At 33.7% G+C, this 16,264-nt stretch carries 19 protein-coding genes; 1 reads left to right on the forward strand and 18 read right to left on the reverse strand.

Annotated elements, in window-relative coordinates; genetic code table 11:
• Positions 1–21: 21 nt before the first annotated feature.
• The 3 genes from BXU01_RS09095 to BXU01_RS09105 are packed head-to-tail and all read right to left on the reverse strand — an operon-like array spanning position 22 to position 1,356.
• The gene (locus tag BXU01_RS09095) at positions 22–480 is read right to left on the reverse strand and encodes a MarR family winged helix-turn-helix transcriptional regulator (protein WP_083692879.1); all 459 of its coding nucleotides are present in this window, start codon (positions 478–480) and stop codon (positions 22–24) included.
• A 34-nt stretch (positions 481–514) separates the two neighbouring features.
• Complete coding sequence (locus BXU01_RS09100) at positions 515–940, reverse strand: EVE domain-containing protein (protein WP_083692880.1); 426 nt, start codon at positions 938–940, stop codon at positions 515–517.
• A complete protein-coding gene (locus BXU01_RS09105) occupies positions 937–1,356 on the reverse strand; it encodes an SRPBCC family protein (protein ID WP_083692881.1) in 420 nt (139 codons plus the stop codon). Before BXU01_RS09105 ends, BXU01_RS09100 begins: the two co-directional genes overlap by 4 nt.
• A gap of 334 nt (positions 1,357–1,690) precedes the next feature.
• On the opposite strand from BXU01_RS09105, the gene BXU01_RS09110 reads away from it, so the two are divergent.
• Positions 1,691–2,299, forward strand: coding sequence for a hypothetical protein (locus tag BXU01_RS09110; RefSeq protein ID WP_083692882.1), 609 nt, complete (start codon positions 1,691–1,693; stop codon positions 2,297–2,299).
• A gap of 46 nt (positions 2,300–2,345) precedes the next feature.
• Here the strand turns inward: BXU01_RS09110 and moaA are convergent, their stop codons facing one another.
• The 15 genes from moaA to BXU01_RS09185 form a co-directional block, all read right to left on the reverse strand.
• Positions 2,346–3,353: a GTP 3',8-cyclase MoaA gene (gene moaA / locus BXU01_RS09115; RefSeq protein ID WP_083692883.1), complete on the reverse strand. Its 1,008-nt coding sequence runs from the start codon at positions 3,351–3,353 to the stop codon at positions 2,346–2,348.
• The gene (gene moaCB / locus BXU01_RS09120) at positions 3,340–4,254 is read right to left on the reverse strand and encodes a bifunctional molybdenum cofactor biosynthesis protein MoaC/MoaB (RefSeq protein ID WP_083692884.1); all 915 of its coding nucleotides are present in this window, start codon (positions 4,252–4,254) and stop codon (positions 3,340–3,342) included. The genes moaA and moaCB overlap by 14 nt, the downstream gene beginning before the upstream one ends.
• A complete protein-coding gene (locus BXU01_RS09125; protein ID WP_083692885.1) occupies positions 4,247–4,684 on the reverse strand; it encodes a molybdenum cofactor biosynthesis protein MoaE in 438 nt (145 codons plus the stop codon). Before BXU01_RS09125 ends, moaCB begins: the two co-directional genes overlap by 8 nt.
• 178 nt (positions 4,685–4,862) lie before the next feature.
• Positions 4,863–5,936, reverse strand: a complete 1,074-nt coding sequence (moeB, locus tag BXU01_RS09130) for a HesA/MoeB/ThiF family protein (RefSeq protein WP_083692886.1) — start codon at positions 5,934–5,936, stop codon at positions 4,863–4,865.
• An 11-nt stretch (positions 5,937–5,947) separates the two neighbouring features.
• On the reverse strand, positions 5,948–6,184 hold the full coding sequence (locus tag BXU01_RS09135; RefSeq protein WP_083692887.1) for a MoaD/ThiS family protein: 237 nt from the start codon (positions 6,182–6,184) through the stop codon (positions 5,948–5,950).
• Positions 6,184–6,975 carry a uroporphyrinogen-III C-methyltransferase gene (gene cobA / locus BXU01_RS09140; RefSeq protein ID WP_083692888.1) on the reverse strand — a complete coding sequence of 264 codons (792 nt, stop codon included), beginning with the start codon at positions 6,973–6,975 and terminating at the stop codon, positions 6,184–6,186. Before cobA ends, BXU01_RS09135 begins: the two co-directional genes overlap by 1 nt.
• Before the next feature lie 5 nt (positions 6,976–6,980).
• Positions 6,981–7,553, reverse strand: a complete 573-nt coding sequence (locus tag BXU01_RS09145) for a molybdenum cofactor guanylyltransferase (protein WP_083692889.1) — start codon at positions 7,551–7,553, stop codon at positions 6,981–6,983.
• A 41-nt stretch (positions 7,554–7,594) separates the two neighbouring features.
• Positions 7,595–8,341, reverse strand: coding sequence for a sulfite exporter TauE/SafE family protein (locus BXU01_RS09150; protein WP_083692890.1), 747 nt, complete (start codon positions 8,339–8,341; stop codon positions 7,595–7,597).
• Positions 8,342–8,553: 212 nt separating this feature from the next.
• Positions 8,554–9,726, reverse strand: coding sequence for a gephyrin-like molybdotransferase Glp (gene glp, locus BXU01_RS09155; protein ID WP_083692891.1), 1,173 nt, complete (start codon positions 9,724–9,726; stop codon positions 8,554–8,556).
• 174 nt (positions 9,727–9,900) lie between these two features.
• Positions 9,901–10,149, reverse strand: a complete 249-nt coding sequence (locus tag BXU01_RS09160; RefSeq protein WP_055096251.1) for a DUF6755 family protein — start codon at positions 10,147–10,149, stop codon at positions 9,901–9,903.
• 16 nt (positions 10,150–10,165) lie between these two features.
• A complete protein-coding gene (locus BXU01_RS09165; protein ID WP_083692892.1) occupies positions 10,166–10,684 on the reverse strand; it encodes a ubiquinol-cytochrome c reductase iron-sulfur subunit in 519 nt (172 codons plus the stop codon).
• 10 nt (positions 10,685–10,694) lie between these two features.
• On the reverse strand, positions 10,695–11,264 hold the full coding sequence (locus tag BXU01_RS09170; RefSeq protein ID WP_056250195.1) for a 4Fe-4S dicluster domain-containing protein: 570 nt from the start codon (positions 11,262–11,264) through the stop codon (positions 10,695–10,697).
• Between the two features lie 19 nt (positions 11,265–11,283).
• Positions 11,284–13,500, reverse strand: a complete 2,217-nt coding sequence (locus BXU01_RS09175; protein WP_083692893.1) for a molybdopterin oxidoreductase family protein — start codon at positions 13,498–13,500, stop codon at positions 11,284–11,286.
• 83 nt (positions 13,501–13,583) lie between these two features.
• Positions 13,584–14,636, reverse strand: a complete 1,053-nt coding sequence (locus BXU01_RS09180) for an MFS transporter (RefSeq protein WP_083692894.1) — start codon at positions 14,634–14,636, stop codon at positions 13,584–13,586.
• A gap of 27 nt (positions 14,637–14,663) precedes the next feature.
• On the reverse strand, positions 14,664–16,256 hold the full coding sequence (locus tag BXU01_RS09185; RefSeq protein ID WP_083692895.1) for a magnesium transporter MgtE N-terminal domain-containing protein: 1,593 nt from the start codon (positions 16,254–16,256) through the stop codon (positions 14,664–14,666).
• Between the last annotated feature and the right edge of the window lie 8 nt (positions 16,257–16,264).

The raw sequence follows: 16,264 nt of genomic DNA on the forward strand, positions 1-16,264 counted from the left end.
ATATCTTCAGCTGAGTAGAATTTATTTTTGTTCTAATAATGCTATTAAATTTTGGTTTAGATTTTTTGTATTTACTCCTGTAATAGCAAAGAACTTTCGATCAAAATCTTCAACGGTTACAATCGCTTTCTTTATGATTTTTTTCCCAAAATCAGTAAGCACAACTACTTTTGCTCTTGTATCTGTAGCATGTTCCTGCCTTGCAATGAGATCTTTTTGCTGCAGAGTTCTCAAAACCGTAGAAGTTGTCATAGGGTCAATTTTAGTATGCGCCGAAAGAATAATTTGCGTAACTTCTTGTTCATGAAGCGTAAGCCAATGTATACTTGCCATCAATACAAATTGCGAATGCGTTATATTATGGTCTTCTAAAGCTTTTTTGATTTCTCGTTGCCAAAGATTCGTTACTTGCCACAACAAAAAACCAGAACTCTCTTCCGGTTTTTCAACACTAAATGTATTATCTTCTGCTTTACTCATTTTTATTTTTTCTGTTACGAATAGTTGGTAACCTTTATTTAGAAATCATTTTTGAAGTTATAAAGTTAAAATCATTTTCGTTGATTTCAAAAAATCCGTAACGAAATGGATATCCCCAGGATTTTTTATTAGGTATAAACTCCAGATTTTCAATTAACGGAAGTATCGAAACTTCATTCGCTTCCATAAATTGAATATTTCGTCTAAAAGGGACAAAATTTTCAGTCATCTGAAAGGAATATACTTCATCACCAACTACTTTTCCTAAAGCGGTAAAAGATTGGCATTTTTCATTTCCTTCCATCGTTATTTTAGAAGAGTATATTAAAATATAATCTTCCTTTTGCATTCTTTTCAACGGTCCCTCTTTTCCGTGACAAACCTGAATAAACCCGCCACTTATAGCTCTTTGTGCATGCTCTTTTGAGATTGTTGCAATCCAATATTTCTTTGTTCTCATAATTTAGAAGCTGCTTTAATTTGTTCCTGAACATCCACCGGCAAAGCATCTACGATCTTTTTTGCTACTAATTTTACCCAAAGAAAACCTAATAATCCTTTTACGGTTATAATATTGGTAATTTTTAATCCATCAGGAGTTTCTTCAAACAAATGTTCATCATACATTTTGGCCAAAGGAAAATTAGTTACATCAAGGAATCTTTTATTTTCTACAACTTCCAATAATTCAACTTTTACATTCGGACCTCCTTTTGGTCTTAGTAAAAAATGGTTTCCTTTTTCAAAATTACCCTCTAATTTAGCATATTCAATCCCTGTATCCCAAGTATGCCAATTGTTTACATCTGCAAATAAATTCCACATTTGCTCTTTCGTTACCTTTTTTGTTACTATTGAATGAGATTTTGACCACATTATATTTTAAATTAAAATTAATAAGCGCAAATATAGTAAGTACACATATAATAATAACTATGTCATTTCATTTTTTTTTACTTTTCACTTAAAATAATCGAAAAACAAGCGATAATTAGGAGTTTAAATGCTTTTTTCGTCAGTGGAATTGTTAAGAGATTTTACTCATTAAAATTCACTAAAAACTTAATCTATTAAAAATAAGCTATTTATGATTAATTTTTATATAAAAACTTAACATTGGGAGATTTGTTTATTGTTTATCTTTACTTAACTGTTAATTAACAATTTAGTTACATTGTTAGCGAAATCATCATCTAAAAGCACATTTATTATGGAAAACAACAACGAAGAAGTTACCCCAGAAAAAATCGATTCACCAACACCTGAAAATATTCAGCCTGCTACAGAAAATAAAAAAACGGTAAATACTCCTGCTGCAAAAACACCAGTTCGCAAAACAACGCCAGTTAAACCAGCAACTCCTGTAAAACCAGCTACATCAACAACAGCTACACCAAAAGCCACAACAAAAACTGCAGCATCAACCACACCTAAACCTACAGTTCGAAGAACTCCGGCAAAAAAAGTTACAGCTCCGGCTTCTTCTATAAAACCAGAAGTTATAAAAGAAGTTACAGAACCAAAACAAGACAAAGAAATTGAGATAACTTCAAAGGAAGAAACTAAGAAAGATAAATCAGATAAAAAGAAGAAAAAAGTGAAAGACAAAGACAAGGACAAAGAGAAAAAGAAATTAGCAAAGAAAAAAGATCAGGCTAAAAAAGACAAAAAGAAAGAAAAAGCTAAAAAAGCAAAACTAAAAGCTGCCGCTAAGAAAAAAGAAAAAGCGAAAAAAGCGAAAGATAAAGCGAAAGCGAAAAAAATAGCAAAAAAGAAAGCAAAAGCTCAGAAAAAAGCAAAAGCGAAAAAGAAAAAATAATATCAAAAAGGTTTGACTTATAGTTGAACCTTTTTTTTATGCAAACTTATCCCCCAATAGCAATCATACTACGATTATCAAAATGCAATGATGGATCATCCATTTCTTCAATAGTAACCATTCCGGATCTGACTTTCTTTTTGGTCTTTATAGATTCTGAAATCAAATTCGTAATCGATTCGCCATTTCTAAAAGGCGTAAGTAAATCAGTTTCAGAATTAGAGAAAAGACAATTTTTTATTTTTCCGTTTGCTGTAAGCCGAATTCTGTTGCAGCCATCACAAAACGGATTTGTAATAGAGCTAATGATTCCAAAATCGCCCTGAAAATCTTTTATTTTATAAGTTCTGGCAGTAAAGTTTTTTTCATCTTCAAGTTTTTGAATTTCTTCAGAAGAGAATATTTTTTCCAGTTCTGATAAAATTTCATTTTGAGATACCATTTTACTTCTGTCCCATTCGTTTCCGGCAAAAGGCATAAACTCGATAAAACGAACCGATATAGGGAGAAACTGTGTTAGTTTTACAAAATCAACAATTTCATTTTCATTAAAACCTTTCATTAAAACTACGTTTACTTTTACCTTAAAATCATTATTTAAAAGTAAATGCAAATTATCTACCACTTTCTCAAATTGATTTCTAAGGGTTACAGAATGAAATTTAGAAGAAACTAGCGTATCTAAACTCAAATTGATTTTATTGATCCCATACTGTTTTAAAACATCAATGTGACGATCAATTAAAATTCCGTTTGTAGTAATGGAAAGAGAAACTCCAAGACTTGCTAATTTTGATGCAATCTCCGGGAAATCCTTCCGTAAAAGAGGTTCTCCTCCTGTTAATCTAATTTTATCCACACCATTTTCTACGAAAGTCCGGGCAATCGAAAAAATCTCATCAGCCGTCATCAAACTGGCTTTTGGAGATAATATGATTCCGTCAGCAGGCATGCAATACGTACAACGCAAATTGCATTTCTCTAACAGCGAAATACGCAAGTAATTGTGTTTTCGCCCAAAATCATCCGTTAAAATAGTTTTAGAGGGTATCATGATTTTTTCCTTTTAAAATATGAAAAACATGCAATACATGAGGAAAAACAGCATCCATAGATTCCCTGGCTCCGTTTGTTGATCCCGGCAAAGCCAAAACCAAACTTTTTCCTAATGTTCCAGCAACAGTTCTGGACAACATTGCATACGGCATTCTTTGCTGCCCATAATTGCGAATAGCTTCTTCAATTCCCGGAATTCTGCTTTCCAGTAATGGTGATAAAGCTTCCGGCGTAACATCTCTTGGTGATAATCCCGTTCCTCCGGTAAAAATTACTAACTGATGTTCTTTTGCTAATGCTTTTACTCTTTCCTGAATAATATCAATTTCGTCAGGAATAATCTCGTAATGTGATGTTTCTACTCCGCAAGCTTCCAGTTTTTCAACGATTATTTTACCGGAACGATCTTCTTTATCGCCTGCAAAAATCGAATCAGAACAAACAAAAACCGCTGCTTTTAAAACATTCGGGAATTTATTTTTGAAAGATGACTTTCCGCCTTCTTTATTGATTAATTTAATCGTCGAAATCTCGATTTCCTTGTCAATTGGTTTTAGCATGTCGTACATTGTCAACGCAACTATTGAAGCGCCATGCATGGCTTCTACCTCGACTCCGGTTTTGTAAACGGTTTTTACATTGAAGATTATCTGAATTTCAAGACCGTCAATTTTATAGTCTACCGAAGTAAATTCAATTGGAATGGGATGACAATCCGGAATCGACAAATGCGTATTTTTTACGGCAAAAAGTCCGGCAGTTTTAGCCATTTCAAAAACATTTCCCTTCGGAACCAGATTATTTACCACAGCATCAATTGTTTCCTGTTTACTTACTTTGACAATTGCGGTTGCTGTTGCTGTTCTTAAGGTGTTTATTTTATGTGTAATATCAACCATTGGTATTTTGTTTCCAGGTGAATGTATCGTTTTCAAACATTTCTTTACCAAAAATTGGTACATCTGTTTTAATCCAGTTTACAATGGCTTCTGTTGCTTCATAAACTTGTTTGCGTCGCATTGCTGAAACAAATACGAACAAACAAATTTCACCTGCTTTTACAACACCCAAACTGTGGTAAATATGCATACAGGTTAAGTCGAATTTAGCAAATGCTTTTTCTCTAATTGTATGTAATGCTTCATTTGCCATATCAGTATAAGCTGTATAATCGATTGCAACTACAGTATTATCATGAATAACATCAGCGCGAACTTGCCCTAAAAAAATATTATGTGCCCCAATCGTATGTTTCGATTGGTGTTTCGCGATCGATTCAGCGATAAATTCAGGAGCAATTGGTCCTTCTACAAATACATTTTTACTCATTATATTTTATTTTTTCTTGCCACAGATTACATTGATTACAATGATTTTTTTGCTACGAATTTCACTAATTTTTATTCTTAATAATTGGTAAAAATTAAAAATTAAATTCATGAAAATTCGTGAAATTCGTGGCTAACAAATATTTTTTTATAATCCTTTTAACCTGTGTAATCTGTGGCTATATTTTTATTTCTTCTAATAATAGCTTCATTGCTAAAGCTCCACCAGCAATGCTTTTTATATTTATAAATTTATTTTTCTGAAGTAATTCTGCTGCAATTTTACTTCTGATTCCGGATTGACAAAAAATATAAATTGTTTGATTTTTATTCAACTTTAGAATCTGAGTTTCTAAGCTTTTTAAAGGAATCTGAATTTGATTTTTTAAGCTAATTTTTGGCAATTCATCTTCATTTCTAACATCTAAAAATAAAATCTCATCGTTATTAATTTCATCAAAAACGGATTCAAAATTTACTTCTTCAATCTTGTTTATAGATTTATTATATTTTTCGTCGAATTTTTCTCTATTTATTAACTGAACATGACTTTTATCAAAATCATATTTTTGCTGCTCATTATTCAATATATTGTAAACTAATATTTTCCCACTCAAGACTTCTCCTATTTCCAGAATCATTTTGATTACTTCGTTGGCCTGAAGCATTCCAATAATTCCAACCGTAATTCCAATAACTCCGGCATCTTCACAATTTGCAGATTGAGTATTTTCATCCGGATACAGGCATCTGTAAGTAGGTCCGTTTTGATAATGAAAGACTGAAACCTGACCCTGAAATCTAAAAACAGATCCATAAACCATGGGTTTATTTGTTATTAAACATGCATCATTTATGAGATATTTAATAGCAATATTATCTGTTGCATCAACAATAATGTCATAATTTTCAAATAAGGAAATTGCATTGCTTCCCGATAATTTCTCTGTAATTGCCTTTACTTTTACAAGCGGATTCAATTCAGAAATCATCAATTTAGCTTCTTCCACTTTGTATTTTCCAACAGCTGAATTTTTGTAAATTACCTGACGATGTAAATTCGAAATTTCGATAATATCATCATCTGCAATTCCTATTTCACCAACACCTGCCGCAGCCAGATAAGGTAATATAGAAGTTCCCAAACCGCCGGCGCCAATAACCAGAACTTTAGCCTTCGATAATTTCTCCTGACCAATCTCTCCTATTTCAGGAAGAATTATTTGCCTGTTATAACGTGCTGTTGTATTCATTTCAATTTAGTTTATCCTCCTGCAAAAGGAGGCAATAGCGCCACAATATCTGTTGTTTGTAACTTATAATCTGTTGCTTTTGGTACAATTTTTTGATTAACTGCCACACTAAAAGAAATGGATTCAAATTGATATTTCTGTTCTAAATCCTGCAATAATTTTTGCAGTGATAATTCAGAAGATGATATCTTTTCGAAACTACATTTCGTTTTTTCGGCTACAGCACCAAAATATTTTATCTCAATCATTATTTTAAATTTAAATTCTGAAAAATAAATTCATCTTCAAAATGTTCCTGAAAATAAGACGTCAGTCTTGAAGTGTTTTTTACCACTTCTCCAATTACAATAATTGCCGGTGATGAAATTTTATTTTCAGCTACTAATTTATTAATTGAACTAATCGTTCCCACTACTTTCTGCTCTGTATCTTTAGTTCCGTTTTGAATAATCGCAATTGGTAAATCATCTTCCCTATTTTTTTGATAAATAGAAATGATCTCTTCTAATTTATGCATTCCCATCAAAATCACAACTGTCGCATTTGATTTTGAAGCCAAATGAACGTCTTTCGACAATTCATGATTGGAAGTTGTTCCTGTAATTACCCAAAAACTTTCTGCAATCTGTCGTTGCGTCAAACTTATTCCAACTGAGGCCGGAACACCTAAAGCAGATGAAATTCCCGGAACAATATCCGTTTCTAATCCAAATCGTTCTACATATTCAATTTCTTCACTTCCTCTTCCAAAAATAAACGGATCACCACCTTTTAAACGAACCACATGACCATAACGGTTTGCCATTGAAACAATCAATTCGTTAATCTGATCTTGTGTATAAGCGTGACAGCCTAATCGTTTACCAACAAAAACGATTTCTGCTTTTGTGGCATATTGCAATAATTCTTCGTTTACAAGTGCATCGTATAATACAACATCAGCTTTTTCTAAAGCTTTTATCGCTTTTAATGTAATCAATTCAGCATCACCCGGACCTGCGCCTACAATTGTTAATTTTGGTGTTTTTAAATTTTGCATAGCTTTTAACTTAAATTGATATTCAGGTCGTTTAATTCGTCAGCCGAATTAATATTGGTCAAAGGAAAATTCTCACTCTCTTCTATTTTGATGATTTGATGCGGAACTTTCGCTATTAAATTCATCATTTTTAAATCTTCATTATCAATTGCGTTTTTGATAACGGGTAATATTTTTTTTGAATAAATGCCTATTAACGGATGCATCCTGCTTTCTGAAGCAAAAACGGTAATTTCAGCTTCCTGATTATGTTTTGAAACTAGTTCTGACAATAATTCGGTTGAAATTAACGGAATATCACAACTCAGAATCAAATTAAATTCAGTTTCAGAATTTATCAAAGCCGTATAAATCCCTCCTAAAGGTCCTTTATCAGTAATTATATCCGGTATTTTTTGATAGCTTAAATAATCATATTGTCTATTGTTTGCTATTAATTTTATAGTTGAAGTTATGGGTAAAACAGCTTTAATAATATGTTCAATAAATGGTTTACCCTGAAACAAAACCAATCCTTTCTCTGATTGCATTCGAGAACTTTTTCCTCCGCATAGAATAAAAACGGTTAGAGATTCCATATCAAATCATTTATAATTTTATTATAGCTTTTTTAAACTCATCAAGGGAAAATCAATTTTATACTTGCCATTAAAATCACGGTCCCTAAAACAAATTTTAATGTTTTATTAGAGAAATAGCCACTTCCGTAAAATCCGCCTAAAACTCCTCCAATAATTGCGATTGGAACCAAATAAAAACTTTCAACCGGAATCGTTTTTCCTCCTAGAAAAAATCCTAACATTCCTGCAAATGAATTCACAAAAATGAATAAACTGGATATTGCTGCAGATTCTTTAACATTTGCCCAGCCCAAAAACAATAAAATAGGACTCAGGATAATACCGCCACCAATACCTAACATTCCGGATAATAATCCTATTATAAATCCTATCGCCAATGCAAATGGCAGTTTAATTTCAACGGCTTCTTTTTCTTTAAAATTAAATAATCCAAATAGTCTCAGTGCTGCAAAAACGAGAACAATACCTAATATAATTTTATAAATCGTATTATCTAATGTTACAAAACCACCAATAAATGCAGCCGGAACTGAAGCTATTGCGAACGGATAAAAGAGTTTTGGCCTGAAATAATTCATTCTGTAATAAAAGAAAAACGAAATACTTGATACAAATAAATTCAAGAGCAAAGCCGAAGGTTTCATAATAGCAACAGGAAAAGCAAAAATAGTCATCAAAGCCAAATAACCTGATGCGCCGCCGTGCCCTACACTAGAATACAAAAAAGCAATCACAACTAAAGCGAAGCTGAATAAAAAGATATTTTCGGAACTCAATAAATTCATAAGTTTTGTTTCAGATTTGTTTTTTGTTTCAGGTTTGTTTTTTGTTTCAGGTTTTCTTTGTTTAAAGTTTCAGGTTGTATGCTATATGTTTTAATTTACACACCGAATTCTAAGCAGATTATATTTTCCCTTTATTCTATCCTCTTTCTTCTTTGTTCTATATTCTTTATTCTATATTCTTTCTTCTATCCTCTTCATTCTTAAAAAAACTTCTAATCAATCGGCAACAACGTTACTTGTTCTCCTTTTTTTAGATTTTCAACATCATTTGGAACAATTAATAAACAATTGGCAATTGCAAATGTATTGAGCATTGCTGAGCTTTGTGCGTTTAGGATCGTTACATTTGTTTCATCATATAATGCTTTTAAAAACAGTGTTTTTCCAGTTGTATTGGTAAATGCTGAATTTAGTTTTCGAACTAATTTTGGTAAATGTGTATCAGAAAAACCCATTCTGTTTTTTATAGCCGGATATACATAAATATAAAAATTAGTTAAAGACGACGCTGGATTTCCTGGCAAAGCAAAAACCAAAGTATCCTTTTTAGAACCAAAAAACATTGGTTTTCCAGGTTTCTGATTGATTGTATAAAAAAGTTCCTGTACTCCATTTTTGAGTAAAGCTTCTTTCACAAAATCATAATCTCCAACAGAAATTCCGCCAGAAATTAAAACCGTATCATATTTATTTAAAATTTCTTTTAGACTTTTTCTCGTAGCTTTAAGGCTATCCTTAACTTTATAGACCTTCGTTTTCTTTATTCCAATTGTTTGAAGGGCAGCTTGCAACATCACCGAATTACTTTCGTAAATTTTTCCTTTAGAAAGTTTTTTACCGGGTTTTACCAATTCATTTCCCGTGACTAAAATAGCCACTTTAGGCTTTTTGTAAACTTCGATTTCGGTTATTCCTAAACAGGCCAGAAAACCAATAGCTGCAGGTGTAATCAAAGTATTCGCATCAAAAACAATTTCTTCTTTACCAATTTGTTCTCCTTTATTGCGGACATTTGTATATTTTTCAGGCATTCTGGTAATCAAAATCGAATTTTCATTAGCCATTACATGTTCCTGCATAACCACAGTATCAGCATTATCGGGAACATGTGCGCCTGTAAAAATGCGTACTGCTTCGTTTTCCTTCAGCTTTATTTTAGAATGATCTCCCGCCTGAGAAATACCTACTATATCATATTGATGTTTTTCGCTATGAATAAAAGCATAACCATCCATTGCTGATTGACGAAATGGCGGCATTGCAATGGGCGAATAAACAGTTTCTGCCAAAATATATCCTAATGATTTACTCACCTGAATTTTCTGAACTGGCATACGAGTACTATTCTCTGCAATAATTGATAATGCTTCTGCGACTTGGATCATGGCTACTATTTTATACAAGCAAAATACTTATTACAAATATAAGTATTTTTACTTAGTTTTAATTCTTAATAATCTAAAAATTTTAAAGAATATAAATTTAAGCTTAATTCTCCATAAACTTTCAGAAAAAGTGATAAATAGCCTTATTTGCTTTTTTTAATGAAGGTTTCTAAATTATTTCCTTTTAAAATTTCCTGTTGGCAAATAATACATCCATGCAAATCCAATAAAAAATAAGACTGCAGAAGCTATAAAAGCTGGCAACAGTATTTCTTTATTATTATCTAATGCATTATTTAATGACGCATACAATAGCCAAATCTGAATACTCACGTTTAAAATTAAAACAAAAATAAGTGTAGAAAGTATATTATTAAGCTTGTTAGGATTTGCGCTGTTCTGGCTTCTTCTAAATGTACTCATTGCTATGAATTTTGATTTATAAATAAATGTCTTTTTTTTCTACAAGTGCTTTTACATATACGGCGCTATCTTTAAAAAACACTTCTAATTGTGGTAAAGCTCTTGGCGGTGGTCCTGCAATTACATCTCCGGTCATAGCATCAAATGAGCCTTCGTGACAAGGGCAATGAATTATTCCTGTGCCGGGTTTGTAGAATACTGAACAGGAAAGATGGGTACATTTTTGTTCATAAGCCCTAAAATCACCACTTTCGAGATGTATCAGTATATAAGGAATTGTACTTCCTTCTATTACAAATCCTCGGGTTCCTCCTATGGGAACTTCTTCTTTATTGCAAATAAAATGTTCTCCCTGAACACCTTCTTTTGGCAGTAAATATGCTTTGGCAGCAACAAAACCGCTTCCTACCATTAATCCTCCGGAAACAAAAGTCAGGAATTTAGCAAAATCCCGACGGCTTACCTGAGTTGATTCCTGTTTTTTTATTGGGAAATCTTTTTTCCAGTTTTCATTTAAATTATCTTCTTTTGACATGGATATAGATTTAATATATTCTTAATTCTTTACTTCCTTTAGGCATCATAATATTTACTTTGGTATTTACCGTTTCTTTCCCAAAGATGAAAGTATTGATTGGCGAACTATTGGGTCTCATTTCTTCGATTTCGGCTCTTGTTCCGTAAAACAAAGCGCCGCTAGGACAAACAGTTGCACACATTGGTTTTTTACCAACGCTTGTTCTATCGTAACACATAGTACATTTCATCATCAAATCATACTCTTCCATCTTTTTTGGAACTCCAAACGGACATGCCATTACACAATTTGAGCAGCCAATACATCTTTCTGTATTTGCTGTGTGTACCACTCCAAATTCATCTTGAGAAATCGCATCAGCAGGACAAACATTTGCACATACCGGATCCTCACAATGCATACAAACCTGTACGGTGGTTTGAATTGTTGAAGACCGCTCTACATAGTTTACGCTTATTAATGATTCCTGCCCGTTTGTTTCACATTCTGCGCAAGCCATTTCACAAGCTTTACAGCCAATGCACCGTTGCAGATCTACAAAAAACTCTTCGTTTTTATTGAAATTAGTTAAATTCATCGTGTCATTTTTTTATAGATTAAACACTTGCATATGCTTCAGATTCTTTAGATGGCGGGGCAATTATTCCTTGCGGATCTAATAAACAAGCACATACTTTAAATTCAGGTATTTTAGAAACAGGATCTAAAATTCCGGTTGTAAGCTGATTTGCTGATTTTGCTCCTGGCCAGTGATACGGTATAAAAACTGTATCTTTTCGGATAGTTTCTACAATATTCGCAGGAAAAGTACCTTCACCTCTTCGAGTTGCTACCCGAACTAATTCTCGTTGTCTGATTCCGTATTTTAAAGCCAGTTCCGGATGAATTTCTAACATAGGTTCCGGAAACTGATCTACCAGTTTACCAATTCGTCGTGTTTGTGTTCCGCTTAAATATTGTGACACTACACGTCCTGTGGTAAGTGTTATAGGATATTCATCATTGGTAATTTCACCCGGTTCTCTGTAAGGAGCAGGATTAAAATGGGCTTTTTTATCAGGGGTAGCAAATACTTTATCTTCCCACAATCTGGGTGTTCCCGGATGATCATCTGTTGGACAAGGCCAGAAAACGCCCATATTATCTTCTACTTTTTTATAGGAGATTCCAAAATAATCTGCTGTTCCTCCTTTTGATGCTACACGCAATTCATTAAATATAGCTTCACTGTTTTCATAAGTAAATTTATCTTCTTCACCCAGTCTTTTAGCCAGTTCTAAAAATATTGAAGTATCAGTTCTCGCATCTCCCGGAGGCGTTACTGCCTGACGGATTCTGATAACACGACCTTCTGCAGAGGTTGTAGTTCCTTCTTCTTCTTCCTGTAAAGATCCTGCAAGAACAATATCAGCATGACGCGCGGTCTCATTCAAAAAGAAATCGATACAAACGTAAAATTCCAATTTCTCGAGTGCAGATCTAACATAATTATTATTAGGAAGCGAAACCAGCGGATTAAAACAAATAGAAATCAATCCTTTGATTTCTCCGCTATGAATTGCTTCTATGATTTCGTATGCGGTCAATCCTTTGCCCGGCATATCTTTTTCGTCTATTCCCCAAACTTCAGAAATATATTTTCTATGTTCAGGATTTTCTATATCTCTATTTCCCGGTAATTGATCACATTTATGTCCGTGTTCACGACCTCCTTGTCCGTTTCCTTGTCCGGTTATTGTGCCATAACCACAATATGGCCTGCCAATTCTTCCGGTTGCCAAAACAAGATTAATACAGCCTACAACGTTATCAACTCCTTTTGAATGGTGTTCGATTCCGCGGGCGTGAAGTAAAAAGCTCGTTTTTGCTTTTCCCCATAATTCTGCAGCTTCTCTAATTTTATTTTTATCGATACCCGTAATTTCTTCTGCCCATTCTAGTGTATAATCTTTCACTGCATCGATTGTTTCCTGAAAACCTGAGGTATAATTGTCTATAAAATCATGGTCGAGCATATCGTGATCAACCAGATATTTAAGCATTGCACCATATAAGGCTGAATCTGTTCCGGGTTTTACGTCTAAATGAACATCAGCAGTTCTGGCTAACGGGATCATTCTGGGGTCAATAACAATTAATTTTGCTCCGCGATCTCTGGCTTTCCAGATCCAATGTGTTAATGTTGGGAACGTTTCACTAATATTTGCGCCTGCAACGATTATTACTTCGGCATATTCTAAATCCGAATAATTATTTGAAGCACGATCTAAACCAAACGCTTTTTTATTTCCGGCTCCGGCACTTACCATACAAAGTCTTCCGTTATAATCCAGATTTCTTGTTTTTAATGCTACACGGGCAAATTTTCCAACCAAATAACTTTTTTCATTGGTAAGCGAAACACCTGACAACATTGAAAAGGCATGTTTACCATATTTTTCCTGAATACGTTTTATTTCAGATACGGTTTTATCCATTGCTTCATCCCACGAAGTTTTTTCGAACCCTTTTCCTTCCACTCTTTTTATAGGATGTAAAAGTCGGTCAGGATGATTATTTTGTAAATAACGCTGTACTCCTTTTGGACACAAACGTCCTTCATTAAAAGGAAATTCCATCCAGGGTTCAAAACCTACTACTTTATTTTCTTTGACTAATAATTGAATTCCACATTGCATACCGCAAAAACAACAATGCGTTTTTACTACGTCATCCGGTTCATCTCTACCTGCGTAACCATCTTTTGGTGCATAATTTAAATGCGGTCCAAAATCTTCAATAATCTTTTCTGTTGATACGGGTAATTTTGCCATTTTTGTTTTGTTTATTTTGTTTCAGGTTTCAAGTTTCAGGTTCAACCTGTAACTGAAAACTGTGACTGTATACTTTCTAAAAATTATCCAAATAAGCTTCCGCCGCTTTCTAATCTTGCTTTTAAATGTGCCTGAGCTAAACGCGATCTTTTTCCTTCGGGACTTAAATCAAGATGTGAAGTTCCGTCTTCTTGGGTGAAATCAAAACCCAATTGTTTGGTAACAATTTTCAAATCGTCTATATGAAGTTTTGTTGCAAATTCTTCTCCGGTGTGCGGACAAACTGCCATTCCCATTTTCATCCCTTCTTTCTTGTAAATATGAGCCCCAATTTGAGCGGGACGTTGAATAATGTGGAAGAATTTACCAAACGGAATCCATATTAAAAACATAATTACGGTTACGGCATGAATTACGGCCAAGAAATCATATGCAAATCCTTTCATAAACTGATACGAATAGGTAAGACATAATCCTGTAACTGATATTGCAATTAATAAAATAAGCGGCAGCAAATCTCCTTCGAAAGTTTGGGTGGCTATTAGTCCCGGATTTGTCAATCGTCTTCTCAAATAATATACAGAACCAAATATTACTAACCATGAAGACCAGTTTAAAGCATGGAAAATTAAGAATGCCAATACAGATCCAATTTTAAAATCCATCATTTTAAATCCAAAAAAATGAGCTTCATAAATTGATATTGAATTGGGAGCCAATGTAAAATGTATCCATCCGAATGTAAGCGGAATGGTTATCGCAAATGCAGACAAACATCCTAATGCAATACAAAAATGCGCTGCCCAACGGTACTTACTTCTGGGATAAATGAACTTTTGAACCACAATATTCCCAACGGTCTCTTTACTTAAAAACCAGAAATGCGAGAACATTTTTCCTGTAAACAGAAATTTAATACTACGTTTGAAATACATCCAGGTTGGCGGGCGCTGCAACCAAACAGAATAGCGGTAAACTATCCCGAAGAAAGCGAACACAGTTCCAAATAAATAGGTAACTAGTGCAGCATCAAAATTTTGCAATTGTCTCGATCCGTAAAATACAAGCACAATAGTTAGTGCAGAGACCAGGGTTGCAACCAGTAAAGCTTTGGTATTAAATGTTTTATTTTTCATCCTTAATTTTAATTTAATGATTACTCCTTAACTCGGTTTCTCACAACCTTTACGATTATAGAACCACCAATTGATACCTGTAGCTAATGTAGCGAAAAAAGCAACGCCTATAAAGAATTGATTTACAGTACCATTAGAAGAAAGATTATTTCCAATTAATTTAGAAAATATAAATGGTCCAAATGCTGCAATTGCGGCTGTCCATCCTATAACTCCAGCTGCCTGGCGCTGGTTTTCTGCAAAAATAATTGGATATTGTCTAAATGTTCCTGCGTTTCCAATTCCTGTAAAGAAGAACATTCCTAAAATAACCGCTACAAATAATGGAAATTGATCCATACTTGTTGGCGCTACTAATCCCTCTGTAACTAAAATTACAGAACCAGCCAGGATTCCTAAACCGGTAATTGTCGTAAGGATTGCGCCACCTACTTTATCAGCAACAAAACCAAAAGCAATTCTACTTGCAGACCCAATCAGAGGGCCATAAAAGGCATATACCAGCGGATCTGGTGCATTAGGAAAATCACCATATAAAAACTTAATCATTAATGGGAATGCTGCTGATAAACCTGCAAAAGTTCCAAATGTCATTACATAGGTAATAGTACAATACCAGGTATGTTTGTTAGAGAAAATATCCATTTGTTCCTTTATAGAAGCTTTCATTGGAATACTTCTTAAATAAACCCAGCTTATAATAGACAATATGATTAAAAAGGGAACGTACCAGAATGCTGCTGACTGCAGGTATATTTCTTTGTTACTCACAGCTGTATTATCGGGACTTATAGCATTAAGTATTTTCTCTGCCAGTTTTGGATTTGCATTTGCAACAGCCTTTGCTTTCATTTTTACTGGCAATGAGGTAAAAATAGCTACTTGATTATCTGACTGTATTGCTGTAGTAACAGAATCAATTACTTTTTTATTTACGTTTGATAATATTTTAGTCTGTACATCAGAACTAAGTGCTGTAAAAACTTCTTTTTGTTTTTGTATAGTCGAATTCTCAAAAATTATTACTGTTTCCTTTGGATTAATGCTCGTAAAAACAGATGCTGCTCCATAAATTCCAACACTAATAATTAACGGTGTTACAAATTGAGCTACTGAAACTCCAAAATTTCCTATTCCTGCCTGAATACCAAGTGCTGTACCTTTAAGTCTTTTAGGAAAAAATAAACTTGTACTTGGCATATAAGATGAGAAATCTCCTCCTCCAAAACCGGTTGTAAAAGCCAGAAGTGCAAATACCCAAAACGGTGTATTTATATCCATCACGGCAAAACCAATTCCTATTACAGGAATTAATTTAATGGCTGTAGCAAAAGAAACAACATGCCTTGTTCCAAAAATGGGTAATATAAAAGTATGTATGATTCGTAAAAATCCTGCTGCTAATCCGGGAATTGCTGTTAACCAGAAAAGTTGATCTTTAGAAAAATTAAATCCTAATCCGGGTAATTTAACTGCTATAACGCTCATCATAAACCATGAGGCAAATGACAATACGAGCGTAAGAGTTGTTATCGTTAAGGTTTTCCATGCAATTTTACTTCCGGTAGAACTCCAATACGCTTCATCTTCGGGTTCCCATTTGTCTAACCAAGTTTTCATATATGTAT

The sequence above is a fragment of the [Flexibacter] sp. ATCC 35103 genome, from assembly GCF_001975985.1.
GTDB lineage: Bacteria > Bacteroidota > Bacteroidia > Flavobacteriales > Flavobacteriaceae > Flavobacterium.

Coding starts and splice junctions, on each gene's coding strand:
- BXU01_RS09095 (WP_083692879.1), bottom strand. CDS start 480: ATGAGTAAAGCAGAAGATAATACATTTAGTGTTGAAAAACCGGAAGAG.
- BXU01_RS09100 (WP_083692880.1), bottom strand. CDS start 940: ATGAGAACAAAGAAATATTGGATTGCAACAATCTCAAAAGAGCATGCA.
- BXU01_RS09105 (WP_083692881.1), bottom strand. CDS start 1,356: ATGTGGTCAAAATCTCATTCAATAGTAACAAAAAAGGTAACGAAAGAG.
- BXU01_RS09110 (WP_083692882.1), top strand. CDS start 1,691: ATGGAAAACAACAACGAAGAAGTTACCCCAGAAAAAATCGATTCACCA.
- moaA (WP_083692883.1), bottom strand. CDS start 3,353: ATGATACCCTCTAAAACTATTTTAACGGATGATTTTGGGCGAAAACAC.
- moaCB (WP_083692884.1), bottom strand. CDS start 4,254: ATGGTTGATATTACACATAAAATAAACACCTTAAGAACAGCAACAGCA.
- BXU01_RS09125 (WP_083692885.1), bottom strand. CDS start 4,684: ATGAGTAAAAATGTATTTGTAGAAGGACCAATTGCTCCTGAATTTATC.
- moeB (WP_083692886.1), bottom strand. CDS start 5,936: ATGAATACAACAGCACGTTATAACAGGCAAATAATTCTTCCTGAAATA.
- BXU01_RS09135 (WP_083692887.1), bottom strand. CDS start 6,184: ATGATTGAGATAAAATATTTTGGTGCTGTAGCCGAAAAAACGAAATGT.
- cobA (WP_083692888.1), bottom strand. CDS start 6,975: ATGCAAAATTTAAAAACACCAAAATTAACAATTGTAGGCGCAGGTCCG.
- BXU01_RS09145 (WP_083692889.1), bottom strand. CDS start 7,553: ATGGAATCTCTAACCGTTTTTATTCTATGCGGAGGAAAAAGTTCTCGA.
- BXU01_RS09150 (WP_083692890.1), bottom strand. CDS start 8,341: ATGAATTTATTGAGTTCCGAAAATATCTTTTTATTCAGCTTCGCTTTA.
- glp (WP_083692891.1), bottom strand. CDS start 9,726: ATGATCCAAGTCGCAGAAGCATTATCAATTATTGCAGAGAATAGTACT.
- BXU01_RS09160 (WP_055096251.1), bottom strand. CDS start 10,149: ATGAGTACATTTAGAAGAAGCCAGAACAGCGCAAATCCTAACAAGCTT.
- BXU01_RS09165 (WP_083692892.1), bottom strand. CDS start 10,684: ATGTCAAAAGAAGATAATTTAAATGAAAACTGGAAAAAAGATTTCCCA.
- BXU01_RS09170 (WP_056250195.1), bottom strand. CDS start 11,264: ATGAATTTAACTAATTTCAATAAAAACGAAGAGTTTTTTGTAGATCTG.
- BXU01_RS09175 (WP_083692893.1), bottom strand. CDS start 13,500: ATGGCAAAATTACCCGTATCAACAGAAAAGATTATTGAAGATTTTGGA.
- BXU01_RS09180 (WP_083692894.1), bottom strand. CDS start 14,636: ATGAAAAATAAAACATTTAATACCAAAGCTTTACTGGTTGCAACCCTG.
- BXU01_RS09185 (WP_083692895.1), bottom strand. CDS start 16,256: ATGAAAACTTGGTTAGACAAATGGGAACCCGAAGATGAAGCGTATTGG.